This window comes from Pseudonocardia sp. ICBG601 (assembly GCF_020496245.1).
Genome location: NZ_JAHLJA010000209.1, coordinates 1 through 5,124, shown reverse-complemented (window position 1 = coordinate 5,124; position 5,124 = coordinate 1). Strand labels below are relative to the sequence as shown.

Here is a 5,124-nt window from a genome sequence, read left to right as displayed (position 1 = left end):
CGATCAAGGCGCTGTCGAACCAGAAGTACGCCGACCTGGTCGCCCGCTACGGCGCGGACGCGGTCGGCCTGCTCACCGGCGACACCGCGGTGAACGGCGACGCCCAGGTGGTCGTGATGACCACCGAGGTGCTCCGCAACATGATCTACGCCGACTCGGACAAGGCGGCGAACCGGCGGCTGGACCACCTCGGCTACGTGGTGATGGACGAGATCCACTACCTGGCCGACCGGTTCCGCGGCGCGGTCTGGGAGGAGGTCATCCTCCAGCTGCCCGAGCACGTCGCGGTGGTGGGTCTCTCGGCCACGGTCAGCAACGCCGAGGAGTTCGGCGACTGGCTGGTCGAGGTCCGGGGCGACACCCGCGTCGTGGTCGACGAGCACCGCCCGGTGCCGCTGTGGCAGCACATGATGGTCGGCAACCGGCTGTTCGACATGTTCGGCGAGCGACGCACCCCCGGCGGGCCCGGGGAGGTCGTCGTCGACCCGGAGCTGGTCCGCTACACCCGAGAGATGGCGCGGCGGGACTTCACCACCTCCCGCGCCGCGGACCGGGCGGGCGATCGCGGTCCGCGCGGGCGGGGCGGCCCGCAGCGCGGACGCACCCGGGGCGGGAAGACCGACTCCACGGCCGTCGTCGGCAGGGGGCCGCGCGGGGGCGGGCCGTCGCGCGGGGGGTTCCGGCCGCCGTCGCGGGTGCAGGTGATCGACCGGCTCGACCGCGAGGGGCTCCTGCCCGCGATCACGTTCGTCTTCTCCCGGCCGGTTGCGACGCCGCCGTCGGGCAGTGCGTGCGGGCCGGGGTGCGCCTGACCGTGCCCGAGGAGGTCGACGAGATCCGCCGGATCGTCGAGAAGCACACCGGTGACCTGCCGCAGGCCGACCTGGGGGTGCTCGGGTACTGGGAGTGGCGCGAGGCGCTGGAACGCGGCGTCGCCGCGCACCACGCCGGGCTGCTGCCGGCGTTCAAGGAGACCGTCGAGGAGCTGTTCGTCGCCGGCCTGGTGCGCTGCGTGTTCGCCACCGAGACCCTGGCGCTGGGCATCAACATGCCCGCCCGCACCGTCGTGCTGGAGCGGCTGGTCAAGTACAACGGCGAGGCCCACGTCGACCTCACCCCCGGCGAGTACACCCAGCTCACCGGGCGTGCCGGGCGGCGCGGGATCGACGTCGAGGGCCACGCCGTCGTGCTCTGGACTCCCGGCATGGACCCGGAGCAGGTCGGCGGGCTGGCCTCCACCCGCACCTACCCGCTGCGCAGCTCGTTCCGGCCCGTCTACAACATGTCGGTCAACCTGGTCGGGCGCCTCGGCACCGACGCCGCCCGCGAGCTGCTGGAACGCTCCTTCGGGCAGTTCCAGGCCGACCGGTCGGTGGTCGGGCTGGCCCGGCGGATCGACCGCAACAACGAGGCCCTGGAGGGCTACCGGGAGGCGATGACCTGCCACCTCGGCGACTTCGCCGAGTACGCCGACCTGCGCCGACGCATCTCCGACCGGGAGAAGTCGCTGCGCCGCCAGAACACCGTCGCCGCCCGGGACGAGGCCACGGAGTCGCTGCGCGAGCTGCGCCCCGGCGACGTGATCGCGGTGCCCTCGGGCAGGCGCGCCGGGATCGCCGTGGTGCTCGACCCGGGGATCGGGGCGGTGTCGGCCGCGGGCCGTGACCCCGAGGTCCGGCCGGCCTGGTGTGCACCGAGGACCGGTGGGCGGGGCGGCTGTCGGCCGCGGACTTCCCGGACGCGGTGGAGGTGCTGGGCCGGATCAAGCTGCCCAAGCGGGTGGAGCACCGCTCCCCGCAGGTCCGCCGGGACCTGGCGCCTCGTTGCGCGCCTCCCGGCTGGGGAGGGTCGCGCCGTCGGGCGTCGTCGCCGGCCCGGGGTGCAGGACGACCCGGAGCTGTCGACGCTGCGCCGGGCCCTGCGGGCGCACCCCTGCCACGGCTGCGACGACCGGGAGGCGCACGCCCGCTGGGCCGAGCGGCACGCCCGCCTGGAGCGGGAGACCGAGTCGCTGCGGCAGAAGGTGCGGGCCACGACGCACTCGCTGGCCCGGCGTTCGACCGGATCCGGGCGCTGCTCGCCGAGCGCGGCTACCTCGTCCCGGCCGGGGAGACCGAGCCCGGCGAGGAGGAGATCACCCCGCACGGCCGGATCCTGGCCCGGCTGTGGGGCGAGTCGGACCTGCTGGCCGCCGAGTGCCTGCGGCACGGCGCGTGGGACGGCCTGGAACCCGAGGAGCTGGCGGCGGTCGTCTCGGCGCTGGTCTACGAGTCCCGCCGCGACGACGCCCCGATGCCGCGGCTGCCCCCCGGCCCGGTGTCCGAGGCGCTGGAGCGCACCGTGCGGCTGTGGGAGGAGCTCGACGCCGACCAGCGCCGGCACAAGGCCGAACGCACCCGGGCACCCGACCTGGCCTTCGCCTGGCCGATGCACCGGTGGGCCCGCGGGGAGTCCCTGGCGCAGGTCCTGGAGGCCGCCGAGCGGAACGGGCACGAGCTGTCCGCGGGCGACTTCGTACGCTGGACCCGGCAGGTCCTCGACCTGCTCGACCAGATCGCGGGGGCGCCGGGCGGTCGAGCCCGGTCGGGAAGGCGGCCCACCGGGCCTCCGGTGCCGTCCGGCGTGGTGTGGTCGCGGCCGGTATGCAGTAGCGGTCACCGGCACACGGCACCAGCGTACGGCACGAACGGACGGCCACGAACAGCGGCCACGAGCACGGCCACAGGCAGCAGGAACGACGAGAGAGACGGGCGGACGAGTAGGCGATGAACAACCCGCAGGGACCGGACCGGCATCCCGAGGATGCCGCGGAGCGGACCGGGGAGATCCCCGCCTGGGGCACGCCACCGCCCGGCGGGTGGGGCGCGGACCCCGAGACCACAGGAGCCTGGTCCCCCGAGCGCGACGACCGTGACGGCTGGGCCACCCACGGCAGCACCGACGCGGGCTGGGACCCGGCCACGGCCCGCCGGGACGCCACCCACGACGCCGGCGGCGCGCCCGTGCAGGGCACCGGCGGCTGGGACGCCGTCCCGCCCGCCGGCGGGCGTCACAGCGGCGACACCGGCGGCTGGGCCGCCCACGACGGATCGGCCGCCGGCGGCGACACCGGGGACCGGACCCGCGCCGAGCCGCTGTGGGGCGACGAGGCGGGCACCGGCACCGATACCGGCACCGACGGCGGGTGGGCCGTGCCGACCGGGCGCCGCGCCCGTCGCCGGGCCGCCGGAGCCCCCACCGACGCCGTGCCGGCGTCCTCACCCGAGTCGCCCTGGGCCGACGCGCAGTCCACCGCGGCGGTCCCCGCCGACGGCGGGGCCGATGCGGGCGGGTGGCAGAACCCCGGACCCGGCGAGGACGAGCCCTGGGTGTCGCGGGACGCGGTCCGCTCCCCGTCGAGGACCCGGTTGTGGATCCTGGCCGGGATCGGCGCCGTGGTGGTGGCCGCGCTCGTCGTCGGGGCGCTGTTCTGGGCGGGCGTGCTCGGCAGCGACCGGCTCGACCGCACCACGCTGCAGGCCGGGGTCACCCAGGTCCTCACCCGGGACTACGGCCTGCAGGTCGGTGCGATCGCCTGCCCGGAGGACGTCGAGGTGTCGGCCGGCACACGGTTCACCTGCCAGGCCGTCGTCGACGGCGAGCAGGTCGAGGTCCCCGTGGTCGTGACCAGCGACCAGGGCGACTACCAGGTCGGGCGGGTCTGACCGGGCCGCGGTGACGGCCGGCTAATCGGCTGGCGCGCGGGGCGCGCGGGCGCGAGGCTCGTCGGATGTGAGCACCGATGCCCCGTTCGCCCCGCACCCCGCCCCGCCGACGGCCGCCCCGCACACGGTCCGCACCCTGACCGACCCCGCCGACCGGCGGCGTGCGTTCGACCTGTTCCTGGGCACCCTGCACCACGGCCCGATCACCGACGACGCGTGGGAGGCCCACGGCCAGGCCGCCGAGGAGCACTGGCTCGGCGTCACCGACCCCTCCGGCGCGATCGTCGGCTCCGCGTACTCCTTCCCGACCCGGCTGACCCTGCCCGGCGGGACCCGGATCCCCGCGGCCGCGGTCAGCGGCGTGGGGGTGCGACCCGACCGGACCCGCGCCGGGCGGCTGACCGCCCTCATGCGCGCCCAGCTGAGGGCGGCCCGCGATCGCGGCGACGTCGCCGCCGTGCTCCGCGCGTCGGAGGCCACCATCTACGGCCGCTACGGCTACGGCGTCGCCTCCCGCGGCGACCACGTCCGCGTCACGACGGGCGCCACGTGGCGCCAGGAGGCCCCGGCCGGGGGCACGGTGCGGATGCTCGACCCCGACGAGGCGACCGCGCTGCTGCCCGACCTGCAGGAACGCCTCGCCGCCTATCGCCCGGGCGGGATGACCCGCTCCGCGCGCTGGTGGCGGCGGGCGCTGCGCCCCGCGGGCCCGTCCGCCGGGGAGTACAAGGGCGTGGCGGTGCACACCGGCACCGACGGCGTCGACGACGGGTTCGTGGTGTGGGGTGTCTCCGAGGGCGACCTGGCCACCGGGGCCACGGACGAGGTCCGGCTGCAGCAGCTCTGGTCCGCAGGGCCCGCCGCGACGGCCGGGCTGTGGCGGTTCCTGACCGGTCTCGACCTGGCCGGTGCGGTGATCGGCTGGGTACGCCCGCTCGACGAGGACCTCGACCTGATGCTGACCGACTCCCGGGCCCACCGGGTCACCGGGCACGGCGACGACCTGTGGCTGCGCCTGCTCGACCCGGGCGCGGCGCTGAGTGCCCGCACCTGGGGGCCGGGCGACCGGTCGTGCTGCGGGTGCACGACGCGTTCCTCGGCGACGGCGGCACCTGGCGCCTCGCCGGCGGCGCCGCCGAGCCCGCCGCGGACGCCGATCCGGACCTGGAGTGCACCGTCGACGCGCTGTCGGCTGCGTTCCTCGGCGGCCGGTCGCCGTCGTCGCTGGTGGCGCGCGGGCGCTGGAGCGAGCGCACCCCGGAGCGGCGGTCCGCGCGGACGCGCTGTTCGCGGTGCCCGGCCCGGCCCCGTGGTGTGGCACGTTCTTCTGAGCGCGGCGGGCGACCCGGATCCGGCGGCTCCTGCCCCGCCGGCGACCCGACCCGACCCGACCCGGCGGCACCGGCCGGCGGCCGGGGCG

General features: G+C 76.8%; 2 protein-coding genes and 2 pseudogenes. All 4 read left to right on the top strand.

Going from position 1 to position 5,124, the window contains the following annotated elements; genetic code table 11:
- A pseudogene (locus tag KPL57_RS60670) lies at positions 1-2,651 on the top strand (DEAD/DEAH box helicase); the annotation flags it as partial.
- Between the two features lie 114 nt (positions 2,652-2,765).
- On the top strand, positions 2,766-3,704 hold the full coding sequence (locus KPL57_RS60665; RefSeq protein WP_226358931.1) for a DUF4333 domain-containing protein: 939 nt from the start codon (positions 2,766-2,768) through the stop codon (positions 3,702-3,704).
- Between the two features lie 67 nt (positions 3,705-3,771).
- Positions 3,772-4,623, top strand: a pseudogene (locus tag KPL57_RS73390) (GNAT family N-acetyltransferase); the annotation flags it as partial.
- Positions 4,581-5,124 (top strand): sterol carrier protein domain-containing protein (locus KPL57_RS73385; RefSeq protein WP_374203962.1); only part of this gene is annotated, 544 nt, incomplete at its 3' end. The pseudogene KPL57_RS73390 and the gene KPL57_RS73385, both read left to right, overlap by 43 nt.